This window comes from uncultured Mediterranea sp. (genome assembly GCF_902493215.1).
Taxonomy (GTDB): Bacteria; Bacteroidota; Bacteroidia; order Bacteroidales; family Bacteroidaceae; genus Bacteroides.
Map to the genome: position 1 here is coordinate 41967 of NZ_CABUOL010000006.1, position 20477 is coordinate 62443.

Here is a 20477-nt window from a genome sequence, read left to right on the forward strand (position 1 = left end):
GCAAATGTATGCATTTTAATTGGAAACACAAGCTTTCTCTTGAAAAAAGTTATGTAGTGGGAGCATTTTTAAGATTCGTTTTGTGGGTTGTCTTGTTCTTCGTTGTCCGAATGAACACGATATCGGGCTGGAGACATGCCTATATGAGCCTTTACATATTTGCCAAAAAAAGACTGATTGGGGAAGTTGAACATCTCTGCTATTTCTTTGATAGACTTCTCTGAATGTTTCAACTGGTATTTTATTTGTTCGATGGCATATTCATTGATCCATTCTGTCGGAGTATGTCCACTGACTTCCTTAATGGCTGCCGAGATGTATTTGGCTGAATAGCACAGTCGGTCGGCATAGTGGCTTACAGAGCGGTGTATTCCTCCGTCGGCTGTCAGTTCTTCCATGAACAGTTTGAAGATATGCTTGCTTCGTTTGGCTTCTACTCCCGTCTCTTCGGTTTCATCGGAATGTTTCTGGATTCCTGCCAGCATTTCATAGAACAGGGCAGAGAAGAGATATCCCAAAATTTCCTGGCGATAACGATGTGAGGAATCACTGATTTTGTCCATAATCAGCTGATAATACAGATTGAAATTCTGGCTTTCTTTTGTTTTTTCTTCCGGTGATTTGGCAAAAACAGGATTCTTATAGAGATAATACAAGGCTTTTTCTGCTGCCTTTTCCCGTTTTACCGTCTGTTGCAGGAATTTGGTTGAAAAGCCTATCAGGCTGACTTTGTGCTGTGGACTAAGGAGCATGTTGCTTATAATCATGGTTGGCAGGCAGACAAATGCTTCTCCTGCCTGTAACTGATAGTCCTTTTTGTTGATGTTCAGTTGCATTTTTCCTTCAATGCAGGCAACGATGATGAAAAGATTCAGCCTTATCATCCGGTTGGAGTAGGGAAGTTTTTCCATGTTACGTGCCACTATGACATTATCGTCTACATAATCTACATATTCTCCCTTTGTTTCTTCTTTGTACTTCTTGAAATCATCAATATCGACTGTAATGATTGTTTTTTCGTTCGTATACATATTATATTTATTAGAATTGCATAATTTCATCTGGCCCTGTGAATGACATAATATAAAGGTACTCCAGTTTACGGGCCGGTAATCTGGAAGACTGTTCTTTTCTCCCGTTGCAAAGTTGGGGAATATTGGTAGAATTGAGTTGTTCTATTTCTCATAAAGGCTGTCCTATTATTCGTCCTGTAGTATTTTTTAAGTATGAGGTAGGGAATATGGGACATCTATACGGGAATTTAGATAACATATGGCTTGTTCTATTCTTCTATCTTTGTGCCAATTTTAAATCAATTAGTTGGACATGAAAAAGTTTAAGATCAGACAGGTGCGACTGATGACACTTATCGGTTGTACAGTTTTTGGATTGGCATCGTGCAAGCAGGCACCGAATGCGGTAATGCAATCCTCTTCTTACGAGACTATGACGGTGGGTACCACCGACAAGGAACTTTCTACTTCTTATTCCGCTACCATTCGCGGAAGGCAGGACATTGACATCTATCCACAGGTATCGGGTACTATTGTGCGTCTTTGTGTGACCGAAGGTGAAGTGGTACGTCGGGGGCAGTTGCTCTTTGTTATCGACCAGGTACCCTATAGGGCGGCTTTGAAAACAGCTGAAGCCAATGTGGAAACAGCCCGTGCTTCTTTGGCCACCGCTCAGCTGAATTATGACAGTCAGAAGGAATTGTATACGCAGAAGGTTGTATCGGAATTCAGTCTGAAGACTGCTGAAAACAGTTTCCTCACAGCCAAGGCACAACTGGCACAGGCCGAGGCACAGGAAGTGAATGCCCGCAATAACCTTTCGTATACCGAGGTGAAAAGTCCCAGTGACGGTGTGGTTGGTGCTTTACCCTATCGTGTCGGTGCGTTGGTAAGTTCGGCCATGGCGCAACCTCTTACGACAGTGAGTGATAACAGTACGATGTATGTCTATTTCTCTATGACCGAAAATCAGTTGCTTTCTCTCACCCGTCAGTATGGTTCGATGGACGAGGCCTTGAAAAATATGCCAGAGGTAGCATTGACACTGAATGATAATTCCGTTTACGGAGAGAAAGGTAAGATTGAATCGATCAGTGGTGTCATTGACCGCCAGACGGGTACGGTCATTGCACGTGCCGTGTTCCCCAATGAAGCACGCTTGCTGCATAGTGGAGCCTCCGGCAGCGTTTCTATTCCCAGTGTCTATAAAGACTGTATCGTCATTCCACAGGGGGCTGCCGTACAGATGCAAGACAAGTATTTGGTATATAAGGTAGTGGATGGCAAGGCTGCTTCCGCACTGGTTTCGGTTGCTCCGATAAGCGACGGACGTGAGTTTGTGGTAATGGATGGTCTGAAGCCGGGGGAAGAAATTGTGGCAAAAGGAGCCGGATTGTTGAGAGAGGGTATGCAGATAAAATAATTCAGGTTTCTTCTTTAGGGAAACTTTCGGGAGTTGAAGAAAGGAAAGGAAAAAGTATTCTTTTACTTCCCGACTCTGATAAACTATAAGCATTATGAAAGGAAATATATTTATCAAACGGCCGGTGATGGCAATTTCCATCTCCGTCCTGATTTTTGCTATCGGCCTTATCTCTCTTTTTACACTGCCTGTGGAACAATATCCCGATATTGCACCACCTACGGTATACGTGTCTGCCACTTATACGGGTGCCGATGCCGATGCCGTGATGAACGGTGTCATCATGCCGTTGGAGGAAAGCATCAACGGTGTAGAAAACATGATTTATATGACCTCGACAGCTACCAATAACGGTTCGGCTACCATACAGGTTTACTTCAAGCAAGGTACCGACCCCGATATGGCGGCAGTGAACGTACAGAATCGTGTGACGCAGGCACAGGGATTGTTGCCGGCCGAGGTAACACAAATCGGTGTGACTACGCAGAAACGTCAGACCAGTTTTCTCCAAATCAATTCATTGGTCTGCACCAACGGGCGTTACGACCAGGCATTTATCGGAAATTACCTTGACATCAATGTTGTGCCCCAGATCAAGCGTATTGCCGGTGTGGGCGATGTGATGGCAATGAATGCCCCCTACAGTATCCGTATCTGGATGAAGCCCGACCGCATGGCCCAGTACGGCCTGGTACCTTCGGACATCAGTGCAGTGCTGGCTATGCAGAACCTGGAGGCACCTACGGGCTCATTGGGCGAGAACTCGGATAATGTGTACCAGCTTACCATGAAGTATCGTGGCCGTCTGAAAGAAGTATCTGACTTTGAAAACATTGTTGTACGTGCGCAGGAAGACGGTTCTGTTCTTCGTCTGAAGGATGTGGCCGAAGTAGAGCTGGGTGCATTGAGCTATAGTTACCAGGGTGAGATGGACGGTAAGACAGCCATTGCCTTCATGGCCTTCCAGACAGCCGGATCGAACGCTACTGCCGTAAATGCCGAAATCTCGGCTTTGCTCGATGAACTGTCGAAAGATCTGCCCGAAGGATTGGAGTTTGTCAATCTGATGAGCTCCAATGACTTTTTGTATGCCTCCATATATAGTATTGTAGAGACCTTGGTGATTGCCATTATTCTGGTTATCCTGGTGGTATACTTCTTCTTGCAGGATTTCAAGAGTACGCTTATTCCTTCTATTTCTATCATTGTTTCGCTGGTAGGTACGTTTGCCTGTCTGATTGCCGCCGGATTCAGTTTGAACATCTTGACCATGTTTGCGTTGGTGCTGGCCATCGGTACGGTGGTGGACGATGCCATTGTGGTGGTCGAGGCGGTGCAGGAGAAGTTCGATTCCGGCTACAAGTCGCCTTACCTTGCTACCAAAGATGCGATGGGCGATGTGACAATGGCCATCATTTCCTGTACCTGTGTGTTCATGGCCGTGTTTATCCCTGTGACTTTCATGGGTGGTACATCCGGTGTTTTCTACACACAGTTCGGTATTACCATGGCTACCTCCGTAGGTCTTTCCATGATATGTGCCCTGACACTGTGCCCGGCATTGTGTGCTTTGCTGATGCGTCCTGCTTCGGGAACCAAAAGTGCCAAGAGTATCAATGGTCGTGTCCGTGCCGCCTACAACGCTTCTTATACCGCTTTGTTGGGCAAGTATAAGAAAGGAGTGATGTTTGCTATCCACCATCGTTGGATGTGTTGGGCAGCTCTGGCAGCTGCTGCTGTACTGCTGGTATTCTTTATGAACACCACCAAAACGGGACTTGTACCACAGGAAGACCAGGGTACCATCATGGCCAATGTCAGCACGGCTCCGGGTAGTACACTGAAGGAGACTACCCAGGTATTGGATAAAGTGGATGCCATTCTGACCAATACTCCCGAAGTAGCCCACTTCCAGCGTGTAGCCGGTTACGGTTTCCTTTCAGGACAGGGTACGTCGTACGGTATGATTATCATCCGTCTGAAAGACTGGAGCGAACGTAGTGGCAGTGAACATTCGGCCGAAGCCGTGATGGGACGCCTCAATGCCCAGTTTGCCCAGATAAAGGATGCCCAGATATTCTGTTTCCAGACACCTATGATTCCAGGCTACGGTATGGGTAACTCGGTGGAACTGAACATGCAGGACAAGACGGGTGGCGACATGACCACATTCTATCACGCCGTACTGCAGTATCTCGGTGCACTGAACCAGCGTCCGGAGGTAGCAATGGCTTATACGACCTATGCTGAGAACTTCCCGCAGATTTCGGTAGATGTAGATGCTGCCAAGTGTATGCGTGCTGGTATTTCACCCAACGAAGTGCTGAGCGTATTGGGTAGTTACTGTGGTGGTTCGTACGTGTCCAACTATAATAAGTTCGGCAAAATGTATCGTGTGATGCTTCAGGCCGACCCCAAATACCGTTTGGACCAGATGGATCTGAGTAATATGTTTGTGCGCAACGGTACGGAGATGGCTCCTCTCAGCCAGTTCGTCACGCTGACCAAGACCGAAGGTGCTGAAATCAAGAACCGTTTCAATCTGTTCAGTTCTATCTCTGTCAACGTGAATGTGGCCGAAGGTTATTCTACCGGTGAGGTACAGAAAGCGATATCCGAAGTGGCCGAACAGATGTTGCCTTCGGGCTACAGTTATGAGTATGGTGGCATTTCGCGTGAGGAGGCCAATACCAGCCAGTTCCAGACAGTGTTTATCTACGCTATTTGCGTCTTCCTGATTTACCTGATTCTGGCCTGTCTTTACGAGAGCTTCTTGGTACCGTTTGCCGTTATCCTCTCTGTGCCGTTCGGTATGTTCGGATCGTTCCTGTTTGCCAAGCTCTTCGGGTTGGAGAACAACATTTATATGCAGACAGGTATGATTATGCTTATCGGTCTGTTGGCCAAGACGGCCATCCTGATTACGGAGTTTGCCATCGAGCGCCGGCGCAAGGGCATGGGGCTTATCGAGTCGGCTTATGCAGCCGCACAGGTACGTTTCCGTCCTATCCTGATGACGGTACTTACCATGATTTTCGGTATGATTCCCTTGATGTTTTCTACAGGTGCGGGTGCCAATGGTAACTCTTCATTGGGTACTACCGTCGTGGGTGGTATGCTTGTAGGAACTCTTGCACTGCTCTTTGTGGTGCCGGTGTTCTATATCGTCTTCGAATATATGCAGGAAAAGATCCGTCCGCATCAGGAACTGGAAGCCGATGCCCAAGTGCTGTTGGAGCGCGAAAGAAGCTTGGCCGAACGTAGTGGATTTAATGAGAAGGAGTCGTAATTCTTAAAAAAACAATCCGTCAACAAATATGAAGAAACTTATCTTATTTTCAACCGCTGCTGCGTTGTTAAGCAGTTGCGGTATATACACCAAGTATAAGCCGGCCGAGACTGTACCCGACAATCTTTACGGAGAGATATTCACCACCGAAGATACGACCAGCCTTGGCAGTGTAGATTGGCACGAACTCTTCACCGACCCGCACTTGCAGGCTTATATTGAACAGGGGTTGTCGAACAACACCGATTATCTGTCTGCACAGCTTCGTATAAAGGAAGCGGAGGCTACTCTGCTTTCGTCCAAACTGGCTTATCTGCCTTCATTTGCCCTGGCTCCGCAGGGGACTGTCAGCAGTTTCGACGGCGGAAAGGCTGCACAGACCTATTCGCTGCCTGTTACTGCCAGTTGGGAGGTCGATATCTTTGGGAAGATGCGTAACAACAAGCGGCAGGCACAGGCTCTCTATGCTCAGAGTCTGGATTACAAGCAGGCCGTCCGTACACAGCTCATAGCCGGTATTGCGAATACTTATTATACGTTGCTGATGCTCGACGACCAGCTGCTCCTTTCGCAGGAGACGGCTAAGGCATGGGAGGAAACAGTTCGTTCTACCCGCGCCTTGATGAATGCCGGAAAGGCAGACGAGGCGGCTGTGGCACAGATGGAAGCAGCCTGTTACGAGGTACAGGCTTCTGTGCTCGACCTGAAGGAGCAGATCAATCAGGCGGAAAACAGTCTTGCCTTGTTGCTGGCCGAAACGCCCCGCTCTTATGAACGGGGTACGCTGGCCGATATGAAAATGCCTGATGAACTGTCTGCAGGTGTCCCCATGCAGTTGCTCGCCAATCGTCCTGATGTACGTATGGCCGAACGTTCTTTGGAGGCGGCTTTCTATGCAACGAATGCCGCACGTTCGGCATTTTATCCTTCCATTACGTTGAGTGGAAGTGCCGGATGGACCAATTCGGCCGGATCAATGATAGTCAACCCCGGCAAGTTTCTTGCCTCGGCCGTCGGTTCGCTTACTCAGCCGCTCTTTGCCCGTGGACAATTGCTCGGTCAGCTGAAAATCAGCAAGGCGCAACAGGAAGAAGCTTCGCTCGCTTTCCAACAGACATTGCTGAATGCAGGCAGCGAAGTGAACGATGCATTGACAGCCTGGCAGACCAGCCGTGACAAGAGCCTGTTGCTGGACAGGCAGGTGGCTTCTTTGCAAAAAGCCGTAAAGAGTACTTCACTGCTTATGGAACATGGTACTACAACTTATTTGGAGGTACTTACTGCAAAGCAGAATCTGCTTATGGCCCAACTGACCCAAACAGCCAATCGCTTTAGTGAAATACAGAGTGTGATTACTCTTTATTGTGCATTGGGTGGAGGAAAGGAATAATATACTCTCTTTATACTTATCCATATGAAAATGAGCCATCCTCAGAAGTGATTTCTAGGGATGGCTCTCTTTTTGTCTTTGGTAGAAGCCGGTTATTGATATTGTGCCCAGTCGGTATTTCTCATATCACCGCTCTTGGCCAGTTCGGCGTGCATGCCCAGGGCAGCACGGATGGCGTGCGGAGTCTGCGACTTGCCGTCGGTCAGCTTCAGGTAATCCCACAACAGGTTCTTGTAGTCGGGATGTACACAGTTCTCGATGATGGCCTGTGCACGTTCCTTCGGGCTCTTGCCACGCAGGTCGGCCACACCTTGTTCGGTCACGATGATGTTGACGTCGTGTTCCGTATGGTCGTGGTGTGAAATCATCGGTACAATGGCGCTGATCTTGCCTTCCTTGGCCACAGAGGGACAGGTGAAGATCGAGATGTAGGCATTGCGCGTGAAGTCGCCGCTGCCGCCGATGCCGTTCATCATCTTGGTACCTCCGATGTGTGTGGAGTTGACGTTGCCGTAAAGGTCGGCCTCGATGGCTGTATTGATGGAGATGATACCCAACCGGCGTACCACTTCGGGGCTGTTGGAAATTTCGGACGGGCGGAGTACCAGTTTGTCGCGGAAGAAGTCCATGTCGTCGTAGATGCCCTGCAGGCAGTCGTTGGTGACGGTGAGCGAGCAGGCGCTGCCGAACTTGATGCGTCCTTCACGGATGAGGCCGATAACGGAGTTCTGGATAACCTCGGTGTACATTTCGAAGGGCGGGATGGTCTTGTCGTGACCCAGGGCGCTGAGCACGGCATTGGCGATGTTTCCTACACCGCTCTGCAAAGGCAGGAAGGTGGAGGGGATGATGCCCCGTTTCATATCGGCTACCAGGAAGTCGGCCACGTTCTGTCCGATTTTGTCGGTCAGCGGATCGGCGGCGGCAAACGAACGGGCTTCGTCGGGCCAGTTGGTTTCTACCACGCCCACAATTTTCTTGGGATCTACCTGTATGTAGGGAGTTCCGATGCGGTCGCTGGGCTTGTAGATAGGTATCTCGCGGCGGTAAGGCGGATCGAGCGGTTCGTATACGTCGTGCAGACCCATGGCAGCCTTGCTGTGGGCAGCATTCAGTTCGATAATGATTTTATCGGCCATGCGGCAGACGGTAGGTGCGATACCTCCGGCAGCGGTCAGGTAGATTTTGCCGTCGGGAGTCACTTCGCAAGCCTCGATGATAGCAATGTCTACTTTGCCCATGAAGCCGTAGCGCAGTTCCTGAGCCATCTGAGAGAGGTGAATGTCGTTGTAGGCTATTTCGCCGTTGTTCACAGCCTTGCGGAAGTCGGCGTTGGTTGTATAGGGGGCGCGGTAGCGGATGGCTTTGGCGCGCGACAATACGCCGTCGCACGAGTCACCGGTCGACGCACCTGTAAAGATTCCCACCTGGAAAGGATTTCCTTTGGCATGTTCCGCTTCTGCGATTTTGGCCAGTTCGGCCGTTACGGCCTTGGCTGTTCCTGCGGGAGTAAATCCGCTCAGGCCGATGTTGTAGCCATGTTTGATAAGACTGGCAGCTTCGGCTGCCGAAATGTAGTTGAATGCCATAATTCTATATCATTACTTTCTTTTAAAATATTGTTTTTTTGAGTTTAACTGTATGTCGTATTGTTTCTCAATATTTCCTCTGCAAGATTTCCGACCAGATGATTCCCCTGCGTATTTCTTCTATCGACTGGATGTCGATATCGGGAGATGCATCTTCGGATTCGGGTCTGTTGTTTGTTTGTGGAGTCTGTATTGTCGGCTGGGTACGGGGCGCGTTTGGCTGCGTCTCATGGTTTTTCGGGATGAAAGGCTTGGCAGCCTGCTTGCGTTTTTTGTTTTTGGGTTGTCTCTCTTCAGGCTGTACGGGCGGGATTGGAATGCCTTCCCAACTCTCTGGCAGTGGGTGAGTTGGGCGGGGATGAGGCATGTCATCTTCATCTTCGGGAGAGACCGTCTGGTGCCGGGCTTCCTTTTTGGCCTGTTTGACGAATCCGATGATGATGACACCTGCCACTAGCAGAAATTTTAAGAGATCTTCCATACTCAGGGTGTGTTAATTCTACCGCCAAAGATAACCAAATTATCTGATTATAGCCAATAAAAGGGCAATAAAAAAGGGTAGCTTCACAGCTCCCCTAATTTTTTTAACCTAAACCTTAACTATGAAAAAATCTAATGTTTTTTTTCGATGCATAAATTTGTGAATTTTGCCGATAATCTCCAAACATACTTTCTAAATTGTTCACTGTATTAATTATAATTAACGTTTTTATTCGAAATTATAGGGAAAAAGGTCTTGTGTGGGCACACAAAGAACGGATTTAAGCTTATTCCTGTTTTTTCTCTTGCAAGAAAATTCTCCTTTCAAGTTGCGAAAACGCTTTGGAGGGAGCCGGAAGTCTGAGACTTCGTCAGGAAAGTTGCTGCCGGCTTTCGGTGTGGGCATGGGATGGAAGCATGGTGAAATGCCTGTTTGGTGCCTTCTTTTATCTTTTCTTATTTTAAATAATGTGGTACTTCCCCGGGTTTGCACTATCTTTGTCGCCCGAACGAACTAATATACATTTATTTATATGGAAAAGAAGATGGGAGCAGACTTTAAATCTGCGACTGCCGACAGTGAAAAGAAACTGTTTATCGAGACGTACGGCTGCCAGATGAACGTGGCCGACAGTGAAGTAATTGCCTCTGTGATGCAGATGGCGGGGTATGGTATGGCCGAGACGCTGGACGATGCCGACGCGGTGTTCATGAACACCTGTTCCATCCGCGACAACGCCGAGCAGAAGATATTGAACCGACTGGAGTTCTTCCATTCGCTCAAGAAGAAGCGGCCGCACCTCATTGTGGGTGTCCTGGGCTGCATGGCCGAGCGTGTGAAGGACGACCTCATCGAACATCATCATGTGGACCTTGTCGTAGGTCCTGATGCCTACCTGACGTTGCCCGAACTGATTGCCTCCGTCGAGGCGGGCGAGAAGGCTATCAATGTGGAGCTTTCGACTACGGAAACCTATCGTGACGTCATTCCCTCGCGCATCTGCGGCAACCACATTTCGGGTTTCGTGTCCATTATGCGCGGGTGCAACAATTTCTGTACCTACTGCATCGTGCCCTACACCCGCGGACGCGAACGCAGCCGCGATGTGGAGAGCATCCTGCGCGAAGTGGCCGACCTGCAGCAGAAAGGCTACAAGGAAGTGACCCTGCTGGGGCAGAACGTCAACTCCTACCGCTTCGAGCGGCCCGACGGCGAAGTCATCACCTTCCCCACATTGCTGCGCACGGTGGCTCAGGCCGCTCCTTCGATGCGCATCCGCTTCACTACCTCGCATCCCAAGGATATGAGCGACGAGACGCTGTACGTCATTGCCGAGGAACCCAACGTGTGCCGCCACATCCACCTGCCCGTGCAGAGTGGCAGCAGCCGCATCCTGAAGCTGATGAACCGCAAGTACGACCGCGAGTGGTATCTGGAGCGTGTGGCCGCCATCCGCCGCATCATCCCCGACTGCGGGCTTTCGACCGACATCTTCAGCGGCTTCCACAGCGAGACGGAGGAAGACCACCAGCAGTCGCTTTCGCTGATGGAGGAGTGCGCCTACGACTCCGCCTTCATGTTCAAGTACAGCGAGCGCCCCGGTACCTATGCCTCCAAGCACCTGCCCGACGACATTCCCGAAGAGGTGAAAATCCGCCGTCTGAACGAAATCATCGCCTTGCAGAACCGCCTCTCGGCCGAAGCCAACGCGCGTTGCGTGGGCAAGACCTACGAGGTGCTGGTCGAGGGCGTGTCGAAGCGCAGCCGCGACCAGCTCTTCGGCCGCACGGAGCAGAACCGCGTGGTGGTGTTCGACCGTGGTACGCACCGCGTGGGCGACTTGGTGACGGTGCGCATCACTGGCTCCAGCTCGGCCACGCTGTTGGGCGAAGAAGTTGCTCGATGAACAAACTTTACAAATAAGCGGTTCCTCGGGCCGTGGGTCCCGAAGCCGTGAAAAGATGGGTTTCAATCCCAGGGGGCTTATGTTTCAAACATTCGGGGTCTATGTTTCAAACATAAGCCCCCTATGTTTCAAACATAGAAACATCTTCCTCTAAAAAGGCTTTCCGGCCTGTTTCCTCCATTATTTCTCTTGCCTGGTTATAATTCATTACAAATCGGAAAATGCGGAATGTTAAAGTGTATCCCGCCTGAATCTGTTTATCAGGAAAATGCTTATATTTAAGGGATTTATTCTTGGAAAGATATGTCTAACCCTTAAAATCGAAGTGTATGAGGAAGTATCTGGCAGAGATGATAGGCACGATGGTGCTTGTCTTGATGGGATGCGGCAGCGCCGTATTCGCAGGTAATGCAGCCGACACCGTGGGTGCCGGAGTAGGAACTTTGGGAGTAGCCCTGGCTTTCGGCTTGTCTGTAGTGGCCATGGCCTATACGATTGGAAGTATTTCGGGATGCCACATCAATCCTGCCATTACGCTGGGAGTGTGGATGTCGGGACGCATGAGCAGCCGGGATGCTTCGATGTACATGATTTTTCAGGTAGTGGGCGCCCTTATCGGTTCGTTCATACTGGCGTTGCTGGTGTCGTCGGGCGGATTCGACGGACCTACGACCACCGGCTCCAATACGTTCGATCCGGGCGAGACGGGGCAGGCATTCATTGCCGAAGCCGTGTTTACCTTTATCTTTGTACTGGTAGTGCTTGGCTCGACCGACGAAAAGGGCGGTGCGGGCAATCTGGCCGGCTTGGCCATTGGCTTGACGCTGGTGCTCATCCACATCGTCTGCATTCCCATTACAGGCACGTCGGTCAATCCGGCCCGAAGCATCGGTCCCGCTTTGCTCGAAGGCGGACAGGCACTTTCGCAGCTGTGGCTCTTCATCGTGGCTCCGTTTGTGGGTGCTGCGTGCAGTGCGCTGGTGTGGAAGTTCTTTGCGGCAGGCCGCAAGTAGTCTTTATTTCCCGAAGAAATAGCGCGAAAGCCCCAACCGGTAAATAGCTTGTTCGATGGCGAGGCTGCCGCCCACAGCAAGGGCGGTGGCTGTCGTCAGGAACAGCATGCCCGTAGGGTCGAAGGCCAGCAGGGGCAGGTAGCCCTTGGCCAGCATGGTGAAAATGGGCGAAAAGAGCAGGATGGCCAGCGTGTGGCGTCCGATGTACAGGCTGCCTTGGCGGAGACGGGGCGTCAGCAGGGGGTAGAAGCGGAGCAGCAGGCAGGCGGCCAGATAGGTGATGAGGACTCCGGCCAGCGTGCCGCGCGACAGGTTTTCGGGCACGGCACACAGTAGGACGAGCGGCACGGCGGCCCATAACGACGGGCGGAAGAAGCGGTTCAGCAGTACGCCGCTTTGCGCCAGTATGCACCCGCCCAGGAAGTAGGCGGCGTTCTCGAAGGCCAGCAGGTGCAGACGTGCCAGCCCATAGAAGCCGAGCCCGAGGAGGATGAAGCGGGTAAACGTCTGTCCCCGCACCAGGCGGAAGACGACGTAGTAGAGCAGGGCGCAGAGCATCAGCGTGTGCAGGTACCAGTAAGGACCCACGGGCGAGACGAAGAGCGCCTCGACCACGGCGGGCAGGTTCAGTTCCTCCAGCCCCTGGCGAACGGGCAACAGGCTGGAAGCCACCGCATAGCCCATCTCCATCACGGCATAGGGGATGAAAATCCACAGATATTTCCGCAGGAATTCCCTAGCAGGTTTGCCGATGTGCGTCAGATAGCCCGAGATGAGCAGGAAGACAGGCATGTGGAAGGTGTAGACCACCTGCTTGGCGTAGGGATACTTGTCGCCGATGTAGGCCAGGTGGAAGACCACCATCAGCAGGATGCAGACGCATTTCAGGTAGTCTATCTCGTCCATTCTGCCGGACGGGGTGCGTTCGTTTCCGAGGAACGGAGCCGTTTTCTTCATGTGGGTGCGGGTTCTAAGGATTTATCAGGATGCAAAAGTACACCATTTTGCCGCTCCTCGGAAACGATGCAGGGAGTTTAACAGTCGTCGTCGGCCGTTCAGCGGCGGTCGGCCATCAGGGCCGGAGCTTCTGCCTGCTGGCGGCAGGCCACGGGGATGTTGTTTTCGTTCAGCTCATAGACCGTCTGCTTTACGTCTTTGGTATAACTCCGGTCCGATTCGCTCCAGCGGGCGTAACTCATCACCACTTCGCCGGCTTCGTAGCGGTAGGTCATCTGGAAGTAGGGTGTCCACTTGTCTGTTGCGCCGTCCCATTTGGTGGCCGTCTTGCTGACGAGGCGGTTCTGGTTGTCGTAGGCAAACTCGTAGTGCAGGTGGTTGTGCAGGTAATTGCCGTCCTGTTTGTAGATGGTTCGTGACACGACGAGGTTGTTCTTCACTTCTTCGTTGGTGATGAAGTTGTCTTGTGCCTTTACTTCGGAGCTGAGGATGCTGACCAATGAGATTGCGGCGAATGCCAATGCTTTGAATACGTTCATAGTTTTCATAATGCTGTTCTGTTTTAAAGGGTTCTTGTTATCAGTTTCATTTCTATCGGTTGGACGTTGTCTGCCGGAGGAAAAGTTGCACCGTCGGGGCTTCTTTTTCTGGGGCGTCCATCCGCCGATAGATATTCAAACGTCGTGCCAAAACTATAAACGGCTGAAAATCAGCATCTGTTATGCCGCCGTCCGTGTCCGATATCGGACAAGTGTCCGCTTTTGGCGGACACTTCGGGGCGGCGCTTGTCTTTATTCAAAGCAATTTTGTTGCAGGAGAGCGGATTCAGAATTGGTAGCCCACAGACAGTTGCAGTCCATAGTTTCTCAGGTCATTTTGTTTCTGCCCTTTCTTGATGGATTCGTAATAGTCCAAACTGACGGTGTAGTGCTGACAGATGACGGCTTTCAGTCCGCCCATGTACCCATAAGTCCAGTTGCGGAATGGAGCCAATGTGGCTATATACGGATAAGGTGTATCTATGGGTGGTTCATAACTAAATCCGTCCATAGGTTTCCAATGGGTATGTATTCGCCCGTTACCGTCTGGATGGAAAATTTCCAATGCAGAGCTTCCTGCATTGAAGTCAATGGAACCATACCAGCCGACGGAGGGTATCAGATGGAATCGTTCGTTGAACCGGATGTTGTAGCCTACTTTCAGCGGGATGATGAAGTGATTCAACTCGATGTCTGTTTTGGGGAAATAATACCCGAAGGTGGTTCCGTCGGTCAGGTTCATTGTGTTTCGGGTCTGTGCGAAGGACAGCCCCGACATCAGCATCCAGTGCTTTTTGAATTCATAACTGACGGTTGCTCCAAGCTGAAATCCGGCTTTCATGCCTCCGATTTGTTTTTTGTCGGTATCCTGACTGCTTTTGAAGTGTGAGAGGTTCATACCGGCTTCTACGTCTACTTTGAATTGGGCATAGGCTGCTTGCTGGAAGCAGAATATGCCAATGATTAATACAATAAGCTGTTTCATCTTAATATAATAAGTTGAAGAATTGGTTAAATATGTGAATTAAAATATAGGTTTTTTTTCTTAATTACGTATAAGCACCAGGCTAAAGTCTCTATTGTAGGCTTTTTCATTTTTTAGAATTGGATGGCTGGTATTATCTGCCATTTTCCCATCTACTACAGGAAATCTGTATATTTTAGATTCGGGTTCGACCATTAAATCTGTCCACAGTTGAATGTTACCCTTGATACCTGTCATTCCCGGATCTACACCTCCTATGTATTCATCTACTATCCCTCTGCTTGAATACACAAACATGTCTATATTAACTTTTCCACTTATCAATTGATCATAAGCACCTTTATAGGTATAATAAAGATTGTCCCCTCCAATCTTCATATACGTAGTTCTGTTGTCTCTTTTCCACCACAAAGCTTTCTTTTTCTGGTATCCTACATGAAAATGTACACCAGAACTGGGCATGATAGTGATTGCAACTGTACTTTTGTATTTCCCGTCTTTTATTTCCTGAAAACCGAATTCGTTAGTGTCTCCATTGGGTAGGACATCCCGTGGAGCGAATACGAGTTTGTCGGACGGTGATAGATCCTGTTTCAGATTGAGTTTGATAATTTCATTTCCGATAACTATATTACTTCGAGAGTTGGATACATAGGTTGCCATTTCATCTCCACTAGGTACATAAAGTGAACAGTCGGTAGAATCATAGGGATTGGCAATCAAGATACCTTCATACTTTTTCTTATAATCTTGATAAATATTCATGAAATCAGCATCACTGGTACTTTCCCAAATAGCATCCAGTTCTTCGTCAGCAATTTCTGCAATATCCTGTAGTGATGTCAGGCCCAAAGATTGAATGTAGCTTATTCTTTCTTCGTGAGTTTTATACTTTAATTTTTCCAGAAAAGCCCGATAAATAGCTTTTGAAGGGAACTGAAGTGCCAGTTCTGATTCTTTTGTAGAAGTACGTGTCTTTGCTTGTACTTCTATTATTTGTGAACCGTTTACTATTTCTACTAGTTGAATGCCTTCGTTATTTGTTTGGTTGATTGCAGGCATGTTTAGTTCTTCTTGTTGGCATGAAAATACCATAAGGCTTATAATAGCCATTGAAAATAATCTCTTCATTTCTTTTACATTTTTAATTTGTTGAATTTATTATTGGATTTCGAAATCGCCATAATAACAAATACCTTTATGTTCTATTTCTAACCTGTACTGCCCTTTTTGTGATACTATCATGGGAAAATGATTTTTATGGTTACTTTCTAATGTTGTTATTATAGAATATAGTATGATATTATTTTTATTTTTTATCTTTATCTGAGTTTCTTCCATGATTGATAAAGAATAAATGTAAAAACTTTCATTATTATAAGTCGCTTTAATTGTTATAGATTGTGATCGTTCATCTGCATCATCCCATTGTCCAGGATCTACATTTTCAATCTTTTTTCGAGATAAATCAATGTTTATTTCTTTAGTTTCCCAAGCATTGATTGTTGATGTTGATACAATAATTACCATTAATGTAAAAAATATACGTCTCATATGTCCTTTTTTTGCAAAGTAAATGCATTACAGAATAACTTTAAAGGAAATCAGTACGCAAATAGTACGCAAATTTGAAATAGTAATTCTTTAGACGAAGTGAATGGATTATATACGTTTGTAAATCAGAAGTTTTTTATGAAATTATCCCATTCTTCTGTACTTCCTTTCTGTTTGAAGATTTTAGCATATAATCGTTTCCGAATGGAAGTGATAGCTTGCTTTGAACAACATAAAATGTCTGCCATTTGTGTAGGGGTAATTCCTATTTTGGTAAGGAGACATACTCGAAATTCTTTTTCTGAGAGGATGTACAAATCATAGATTCGTGTTGTGAATGCTGTGTATGTCTCATCAATGATATTTTGTAGGTCTTTCCAATCTTGATTGGTTATTTTGTATGATTCTTGATTGTTCCCAATTTGATGAAATTTTTTATAAACCAATGAATCTAATAAATTTATCTCAGCTTCTTGCTTTACTTTCAATGTCGCTTCAATTTGGATATTGGTTTTTTCTATCAAGTCTTTTTGGGCTATTATTAAGTTTTGTTGTAATATGTTGTTTGATGATTCAGCCTTTTCTAACAATAGTGTAAGTTTTTCGATTTCCTTTTTATTGGATTCGATTTGTTTTTGGCTGATTTTATATTTTTCTATTGCCATTTTTTTGAGGCGTTTTTGCTGTATGATTTTTTCTTTCGACTTTCTTTTTTGGCGTTGCCATAAAATAGTGAGGAGTGTAATTATCACTAATGTGAGCGTTATAAGATGAAATAGGGTTTCTCTTTGCTTGATATTCTTAATTTTCAATCCTTCATTTTCTTTTTTATATAGTTGGTAGTTGTATAGTGAGTTCATCTTGTGAATAACTTCTGTCTGTTTCATTTGTTGCAGACTGTCCATGTACTGATGATATTTGTCAAAGTAGTGACAAGCTTTATCGTATTGCTTTTCTTGTTGTGCTATCTTTCCTAAAATTTTAAATGCCCGGGCTTTGTTATAATAGTTCGGGGTAGCCAGCAGACGATTGTAATAGAGGATTGCAGAGTCTTTCTTCCCTATTTTATAGAAATAATCAGCAAGGTTTCTGTATATTGCAGATGTTGTTTTACCTTGTAAACTTATCTTTAAGGCTTGATAGGCTTCTTTATATTTACCCGTTTCTGTATAATATGCAGCTAATTCTCCGTTAATGCTGAATCGTATTTGCGGATTGTGGATAAATTGAGCCATATCATCGGCTTTTTTATAATAATAAATGGCACTGTCTAATTGTTGTCTGATAGTAAAACTTCGGGCAATGTCTCGTAAATTGTAGATGATTCCTATATGGTCCTTTTGAAATGAATTGTATTGAAGTGATTGTTTATAGGCTTTATATGCATAGACAGGTATTTCTTGATAGAGATATAGTTTTCCTACCTGACTATAAAGTCTGCTCAACAGATTCCAGTCCTGGCTATTTTCCTTTTTCAGTATATCGATGGCTTTCTGATAATACTCCAGTGCCCGTGGTGCGTCTTTCAAGTCACTATAAATCCGTCCGGCATAGTAAAGCGTTTCGGGAAGCCGCTGGCGGTTGTTGTGTTGATAGTATTTTACAAGAGACAGGATAAGGCTGTCTGAGGTATGACGGAGATAAGCCTTGTCGTGTGCCTTGATGCGGAGCAACAGGTAGTACATTTGTATGGGTTCGGAGGCGGAGGTGATGCTGTCTTGTATTGACTCTAACCATGTAATGGCACTATCGGGGCGGGTATTGTACAACGAGTCGGCGGTTGCCAGCAGGGGAGGGCAGTCGGATTGTCGGCAGGCGGTGAATAAGGAGAGGCCTACCCAAAGGATGAGGCAGAAAGTAAATCTCATGCTGAAGCGTTTTTATCATTTATGGATTACAAAGTTAAGTATTAAGCGAGACAGAACGCGTTAATAAAAATGAAAGTCTTGAATTTCCTTTTTCCCTCGAAGGTTCACCTTTCCTGGATGTGCCTATGTTTCCCCTTAGAACAAACCATGTTTTCCCTCAAAAGAAGCTATGTTTTGGGGCAAAGAAAGCAATGCTTTTGGGAGAAGAAAACAATGCTTTCCTTGCGACGGGGCGGTGGGAAAAAGTTTTTCCCGTACGCGCGCATGTCTTAAATCTCCTTAACGGACGGCCTGTAAATCACTTTTTATTTGTTATTTTGCACCAAATTTAGGTGTGCTGTGTCCCGGCTGTTCGTGGATGCGCCGCCTTAGGCCGGATTTGTCGATGAATACACTCACTATAAAAACCTGTCCGTTGTGTGGCGGAACCCATCTGGAGCGGACGCTGACCTGCGTGGACCATTATGCCACGGGCGAGGCGTTTCACCTGTGCCGTTGTGCCGACTGCGGTTTCCTGTTCACGCAAGACTTCCCCGTGGAGGCGGAGATAGGACGCTACTACGAGACGCCCGACTACATCTCGCATTCGGATACCCGCAAGGGGCTGATGAACCGCCTGTATCATCGTGTGCGCCGCTACATGCTGAAGCGGAAGGCACGGCTGGTGATGGGGGAGTCGCACCGCAAGGAAGGCCGTCTGCTGGACATCGGGACGGGGACGGGTTACTTTGCCGACACCATGCAGCAGCTGGGTTGGCAGGTAGAGGCGGTGGAGAAGAATGCCGCCGCGCGTGAGTTTGCCCTCGCTCACTTCGGCCTGCAGGTGCGCCCCGACACGGAGCTGGGCGCCTATGCCGACGGCAGTTTCGACGTCATTACCCTGTGGCACGTGATGGAGCATCTGGAGCACCTGAACGAGACGTGGAAGACGCTGCGCCGCCTGCTCACTGACAAGGGTGTGCTCATCGTGGCCGTGCCCAACTGTTCGTCCTACGACGCCCGCAAGTATGGGGCCTACTGGGCCGCCTACGACGTGCCCCGCCACCTGTGGCACTTCACGCCCGCCACCATGCAGCAGCTGGCCTCGAAGCACGGTTTCATCCTCTCGGCCCGCTATCCGATGCCGTTCGATGCCTTCTATGTGTCGATGCTTACCGAGCGCCACATGCGCCGTTCGTGTGCCTTCGTGCGCGGCCTGCTGACGGGCACACTGGCCTGGCTGAGTTCGCTGGTGCGCAAGGACCGCAGCAGTTCCATGATTTACGTATTCAGAAAGAAGCAGTTATGAACCCTAAGCATACCTCCCGCCAGACGTCGTTCTTCGACATGCAGTTCGTCACCTCGTGCATCAGCACCACGCTGGTGCTGTTGTTGCTGGGCATGGTGGTGTTTTTCGTGCTGGCCGCCCACAACCTGTCGGTGTATGTCAAGGAGAACATCAATTTCTCCATCGTCATCAGCGACGACATGAAGGAGCGCGACATCCTGCGCCTGCAGAAGAGCCTGAACGGTGAGCCGTTCGTGAAGAGCACCGAATACATCTCCAAGAAGCAGGCCCTTGAGGAACAGACCGAGGCGATGGGTACCGACCCGCAGGAGTTTCTGGGTTACAACCCCTTCTCGGCCTCCATCGAGGTGAAGTTGAAGTCCGACTACGCCAACGCGGACAGTATCGCCAAAATCGAGAAGCAGATACGGAAGAACACCGACATACAGGACGTGCTCTACCAGAAGGAGCTGGTAGACGCGGTGAACGACAACATCCGCAAGATCAGCTTCCTGCTGCTGGGGCTGGCGGTGATACTGACCATGATATCTTTCGCACTGATCAACAACATGATACGCCTGAGCATCTACTCCAAGCGCTTCCTGATACACACCATGAAGCTGGTGGGGGCGAGCTGGAGTTTCATCCGCCGTCCGTTCCTGCGCCGCAACTTCTGGATAGGGGTGCTTGCGGCCGGCCTGGCCGACGGGCTGTTGTGGGCGGCGGCCACCTGGCTGGTGGAGCAGGAACCCGAACTGATCAAGGTCATCACGCCCGAAGTCATGCTGCTGGTGTCGGTGGCTGTGCTGGCGTTCGGCGTGCTCATCACGTGGCTCTGCGCCTTCTTTTCGGTCAACAAGTATCTGCGCATGAAGGCCGGTGCGCTTTATCGGATTTGACACAGGTTGGACAATAAAAAACAATTGAATATAGAGATATGGATAAGAAAAAGTTTGCTTTCGACAAGACCAATTTCATTCTGCTGGCCGTGGGTATGCTGGTAGTCATCATCGGCTTTGTGCTGATGACGGGCCCTTCGTCCACGCCGACGCACTTCGAGCCCGATATCTTCAGTGCGCGCCGCATCAAGGTAGCTCCTGTAGTGTGCCTGCTGGGCTTCCTGTTCATGATTTATGGCGTGTTGCGCCGCCCCAAGGACAGCGGTGAGGAGAATGGAAACGGTGAGAAGCCGATAAAGTAACC

The 20477-nt window shown here is 48.5% G+C and carries 17 protein-coding genes; 8 read left to right on the forward strand and 9 right to left on the reverse strand.

Features of this window, described 5'->3' with window-relative positions; all coding sequences use genetic code 11:
- Positions 1-68 precede the first annotated feature (68 nt).
- The gene (locus RDO88_RS05310) at positions 69-1031 is read right to left on the reverse strand and encodes a helix-turn-helix domain-containing protein (RefSeq protein WP_307758387.1); all 963 of its coding nucleotides are present in this window, start codon (positions 1029-1031) and stop codon (positions 69-71) included.
- A gap of 295 nt (positions 1032-1326) precedes the next feature.
- On the opposite strand from RDO88_RS05310, the gene RDO88_RS05315 reads away from it, so the two are divergent.
- From RDO88_RS05315 to RDO88_RS05325, 3 genes are all read left to right on the forward strand, one after another.
- Positions 1327-2436 carry an efflux RND transporter periplasmic adaptor subunit gene (locus RDO88_RS05315; protein WP_307758388.1) on the forward strand — a complete coding sequence of 370 codons (1110 nt, stop codon included), beginning with the start codon at positions 1327-1329 and terminating at the stop codon, positions 2434-2436.
- Between the two features lie 94 nt (positions 2437-2530).
- Positions 2531-5725, forward strand: coding sequence for an efflux RND transporter permease subunit (locus RDO88_RS05320; RefSeq protein WP_307758389.1), 3195 nt, complete (start codon positions 2531-2533; stop codon positions 5723-5725).
- A gap of 28 nt (positions 5726-5753) precedes the next feature.
- Positions 5754-7115, forward strand: coding sequence for an efflux transporter outer membrane subunit (locus tag RDO88_RS05325; RefSeq protein ID WP_307758390.1), 1362 nt, complete (start codon positions 5754-5756; stop codon positions 7113-7115).
- 92 nt (positions 7116-7207) lie between these two features.
- Here RDO88_RS05325 and RDO88_RS05330 read toward each other — a convergent pair whose 3' ends face one another.
- A complete protein-coding gene (locus tag RDO88_RS05330) occupies positions 7208-8704 on the reverse strand; it encodes a succinate CoA transferase (protein ID WP_307758391.1) in 1497 nt (498 codons plus the stop codon).
- 67 nt (positions 8705-8771) lie between these two features.
- On the reverse strand, positions 8772-9185 hold the full coding sequence (locus RDO88_RS05335) for a hypothetical protein (protein ID WP_307758392.1): 414 nt from the start codon (positions 9183-9185) through the stop codon (positions 8772-8774).
- 532 nt (positions 9186-9717) lie between these two features.
- Here RDO88_RS05335 and miaB point away from each other — a divergent pair.
- Together miaB and RDO88_RS05345 are read left to right on the forward strand one after the other, a co-directional pair.
- Positions 9718-11091, forward strand: coding sequence for a tRNA (N6-isopentenyl adenosine(37)-C2)-methylthiotransferase MiaB (gene miaB / locus RDO88_RS05340; protein ID WP_307758393.1), 1374 nt, complete (start codon positions 9718-9720; stop codon positions 11089-11091).
- 329 nt (positions 11092-11420) lie between these two features.
- Positions 11421-12104 carry an MIP family channel protein gene (locus RDO88_RS05345; protein WP_072546439.1) on the forward strand — a complete coding sequence of 228 codons (684 nt, stop codon included), beginning with the start codon at positions 11421-11423 and terminating at the stop codon, positions 12102-12104.
- 3 nt (positions 12105-12107) lie between these two features.
- On the opposite strand, the gene RDO88_RS05350 is transcribed toward RDO88_RS05345, so the two are convergent.
- The 6 genes from RDO88_RS05350 to RDO88_RS05375 form a co-directional block, all read right to left on the reverse strand.
- A complete protein-coding gene (locus tag RDO88_RS05350; RefSeq protein ID WP_307758394.1) occupies positions 12108-13061 on the reverse strand; it encodes an acyltransferase family protein in 954 nt (317 codons plus the stop codon).
- Between the two features lie 98 nt (positions 13062-13159).
- Complete coding sequence (locus RDO88_RS05355; RefSeq protein ID WP_307758395.1) at positions 13160-13609, reverse strand: DUF3836 domain-containing protein; 450 nt, start codon at positions 13607-13609, stop codon at positions 13160-13162.
- 277 nt (positions 13610-13886) lie between these two features.
- A complete protein-coding gene (locus RDO88_RS05360; RefSeq protein ID WP_307758396.1) occupies positions 13887-14585 on the reverse strand; it encodes an outer membrane beta-barrel protein in 699 nt (232 codons plus the stop codon).
- A gap of 60 nt (positions 14586-14645) precedes the next feature.
- The gene (locus RDO88_RS05365; RefSeq protein ID WP_307758397.1) at positions 14646-15716 is read right to left on the reverse strand and encodes a DUF4848 domain-containing protein; all 1071 of its coding nucleotides are present in this window, start codon (positions 15714-15716) and stop codon (positions 14646-14648) included.
- A 30-nt stretch (positions 15717-15746) separates the two neighbouring features.
- Positions 15747-16139, reverse strand: a complete 393-nt coding sequence (locus RDO88_RS05370; RefSeq protein ID WP_307758398.1) for a DUF3244 domain-containing protein — start codon at positions 16137-16139, stop codon at positions 15747-15749.
- Positions 16140-16264: 125 nt separating this feature from the next.
- Positions 16265-18007 carry a hypothetical protein gene (locus RDO88_RS05375; protein ID WP_307758399.1) on the reverse strand — a complete coding sequence of 581 codons (1743 nt, stop codon included), beginning with the start codon at positions 18005-18007 and terminating at the stop codon, positions 16265-16267.
- A gap of 385 nt (positions 18008-18392) precedes the next feature.
- Between RDO88_RS05375 and RDO88_RS05380 the strand changes: the two genes are divergently transcribed.
- The 3 genes from RDO88_RS05380 to RDO88_RS05390 are packed head-to-tail and all read left to right on the forward strand — an operon-like array spanning position 18393 to position 20475.
- Positions 18393-19295, forward strand: coding sequence for a methyltransferase domain-containing protein (locus RDO88_RS05380; RefSeq protein WP_307758400.1), 903 nt, complete (start codon positions 18393-18395; stop codon positions 19293-19295).
- Complete coding sequence (locus RDO88_RS05385; protein ID WP_276828653.1) at positions 19292-20173, forward strand: ABC transporter permease; 882 nt, start codon at positions 19292-19294, stop codon at positions 20171-20173. Before RDO88_RS05380 ends, RDO88_RS05385 begins: the two co-directional genes overlap by 4 nt.
- A gap of 38 nt (positions 20174-20211) precedes the next feature.
- Complete coding sequence (locus tag RDO88_RS05390; protein WP_307758401.1) at positions 20212-20475, forward strand: DUF3098 domain-containing protein; 264 nt, start codon at positions 20212-20214, stop codon at positions 20473-20475.
- Positions 20476-20477: the final 2 nt, after the last annotated feature.

Coding starts and splice junctions, on each gene's coding strand:
- RDO88_RS05310 (WP_307758387.1), bottom strand. CDS start 1,031: ATGTATACGAACGAAAAAACAATCATTACAGTCGATATTGATGATTTC.
- RDO88_RS05315 (WP_307758388.1), top strand. CDS start 1,327: ATGAAAAAGTTTAAGATCAGACAGGTGCGACTGATGACACTTATCGGT.
- RDO88_RS05320 (WP_307758389.1), top strand. CDS start 2,531: ATGAAAGGAAATATATTTATCAAACGGCCGGTGATGGCAATTTCCATC.
- RDO88_RS05325 (WP_307758390.1), top strand. CDS start 5,754: ATGAAGAAACTTATCTTATTTTCAACCGCTGCTGCGTTGTTAAGCAGT.
- RDO88_RS05330 (WP_307758391.1), bottom strand. CDS start 8,704: ATGGCATTCAACTACATTTCGGCAGCCGAAGCTGCCAGTCTTATCAAA.
- RDO88_RS05335 (WP_307758392.1), bottom strand. CDS start 9,185: ATGGAAGATCTCTTAAAATTTCTGCTAGTGGCAGGTGTCATCATCATC.
- miaB (WP_307758393.1), top strand. CDS start 9,718: ATGGAAAAGAAGATGGGAGCAGACTTTAAATCTGCGACTGCCGACAGT.
- RDO88_RS05345 (WP_072546439.1), top strand. CDS start 11,421: ATGAGGAAGTATCTGGCAGAGATGATAGGCACGATGGTGCTTGTCTTG.
- RDO88_RS05350 (WP_307758394.1), bottom strand. CDS start 13,061: ATGAAGAAAACGGCTCCGTTCCTCGGAAACGAACGCACCCCGTCCGGC.
- RDO88_RS05355 (WP_307758395.1), bottom strand. CDS start 13,609: ATGAAAACTATGAACGTATTCAAAGCATTGGCATTCGCCGCAATCTCA.
- RDO88_RS05360 (WP_307758396.1), bottom strand. CDS start 14,585: ATGAAACAGCTTATTGTATTAATCATTGGCATATTCTGCTTCCAGCAA.
- RDO88_RS05365 (WP_307758397.1), bottom strand. CDS start 15,716: ATGAAGAGATTATTTTCAATGGCTATTATAAGCCTTATGGTATTTTCA.
- RDO88_RS05370 (WP_307758398.1), bottom strand. CDS start 16,139: ATGAGACGTATATTTTTTACATTAATGGTAATTATTGTATCAACATCA.
- RDO88_RS05375 (WP_307758399.1), bottom strand. CDS start 18,007: ATGAGATTTACTTTCTGCCTCATCCTTTGGGTAGGCCTCTCCTTATTC.
- RDO88_RS05380 (WP_307758400.1), top strand. CDS start 18,393: ATGAATACACTCACTATAAAAACCTGTCCGTTGTGTGGCGGAACCCAT.
- RDO88_RS05385 (WP_276828653.1), top strand. CDS start 19,292: ATGAACCCTAAGCATACCTCCCGCCAGACGTCGTTCTTCGACATGCAG.
- RDO88_RS05390 (WP_307758401.1), top strand. CDS start 20,212: ATGGATAAGAAAAAGTTTGCTTTCGACAAGACCAATTTCATTCTGCTG.